Genomic DNA, 1,661 nt, shown 5'->3' with positions numbered 1-1,661 from the left:
CCAGCCAGCATCCACAGGTGTGGTGGTTAACACGAGTTGTCTAATTTCTTGTTGTTGTTCTTCCGTAAGAAATGGCACACGGCCAGGCGGCAACCGACGATCGAGTAGATGATCGAGCCCACCTTGATTAAACCGTGCAACGTAGATGGCAACGGATTGACGGCACAGATTGACCATTTTGGCCACATCTTTACCGAGGTGACCTTCCATGACAAGACGAACAGCGGTCACCCGAACACGAAGAGAAGCATCTTTGATTTTCCGTTCTTGTTTCCGAAGTGTTCGAGGTGTCCAACCGTGATCATTTGTGATTTTCAAACGTTTCATGCCAATTCCGCTCCTTTTGTATAGAAATATTTAGGAGCAGTATAGCCATGAAAAAAGGTGTTCATACAGAAGTCATGGTTTTAAGGTGCATGTATATATTACTTCAGGAGTAATCTGCTTTTCTCGCTCTTGCAACTCTGCTTCGATTTCTAACCAATAATCTCTTAAAAATTGTTCCCACTGGTCATCCTCCAAGTAAAATAAATCTATCCTGAAAACACCATTTAAGACAAAAAAACGGACCCCGCCTAGCCTTCGGAACCGGATTCCAAAGGAAGGTATTTCAGTATATATATGGTTAATAAGTGCTATGCACTCGTTTTTTCCAGTTTCACTTCGTACCCTAACCCCTCTAATCGTTTCACCGTTTGACGCACGATGCGCGCTTCTCGCTGCCGATCCCAGTAGTCGGCTCCCAACTCTCTATACGGTTCCTTTCGAGTTAAGATGTAATAGATCATTTCTAAAATCGTTCTCCCGACCGCGACACTCGCTCGATTTGCTCCTCTTCGTTTGGCGATCCGATGATACTTGGCCGATAGGTACGTGTTCTTCGTTCGGGCGGCGGCACGGGCGCACTCCACGAGGCACGACCTTAGCTTCTTGTTCCCTTTCCTCGTTCGACCTGACAACCGTTTCCCTGCACTCTCATGATTCCCGGGGGCCATTCCGGCCCATGAGGCCAAGTGCGCGGCGGTAGGGAACCGGCTCATATCCGTCCCGATTTCCGCTACAATTTGTTCCGCGCTTTGCCGCCCCACTCCCGGGATCGTATCGATGAGCTCCAGCGCTTCATGAAAAGGGCTCGTTCGTTCCTCGATTTCCCGATCCAACCGGGCAATCGCTTCATCTAAATACTCTACATGACGCCATTGCTCGGCCAGCATCATGCGTTGATGCGGCCCTATCACTCCTTTCAACGCGCGCCGGAGCTCTTCCGTTTTTTGTTTCAGCCGCCCTTTGGCGAGCTGGGCGAGGGCCGCCGGATCGTCTTTTCCTTCGATAAGGGCGCGAATGATGAGCCGGGCCGACATCCCATTGATGTCGGATATGACCGAAGAAAGCTTGATATTGGCTCCTTCTAGCACTTTTTGGATGCGGTTGAGCTCCCGTGCCCGTTCCTCGATCAAACTGCGCCGATAACGGACCAGTTCCCGGAGCTCCCGCTGAGCTCGATGAGGGATGTAACTCCCTTTTAGCAATCCATGGCGAAGCAAGTCCGCGATCCATTCGGCATCTTTGACATCGGTCTTTCGCCCGGGAACCGCTTTGATGTGTTGGGCATTGACGACAAGCACTTCGATCGGCTCTGCTTCGAGGAGATTATACACCGG

Annotated in this window: 2 protein-coding genes; both read right to left on the bottom strand. The window is 50.6% G+C overall.

Translation table 11 applies throughout. The features are described from left to right. Nucleotides 1-327, bottom strand: a 327-nt coding sequence (locus ABEV15_RS10550) for a helix-turn-helix domain-containing protein (RefSeq protein WP_498853169.1), incomplete at its 3' end; no start/stop codon positions are given. A 308-nt stretch (nucleotides 328-635) separates the two neighbouring features. Continuing rightward, nucleotides 636-1,661, bottom strand: a 1,026-nt coding sequence (locus ABEV15_RS10545; protein WP_498853168.1) for an IS110 family RNA-guided transposase, incomplete at its 5' end; no start/stop codon positions are given.

The organism is Bhargavaea massiliensis (genome assembly GCF_050480245.1).
Taxonomy (GTDB): Bacteria; Bacillota; Bacilli; order Bacillales; family Anoxybacillaceae; genus Anoxybacillus.
Note: the sequence above shows the minus strand (reverse complement) of the source record. Positions and strands in the feature narration are given on the sequence as shown.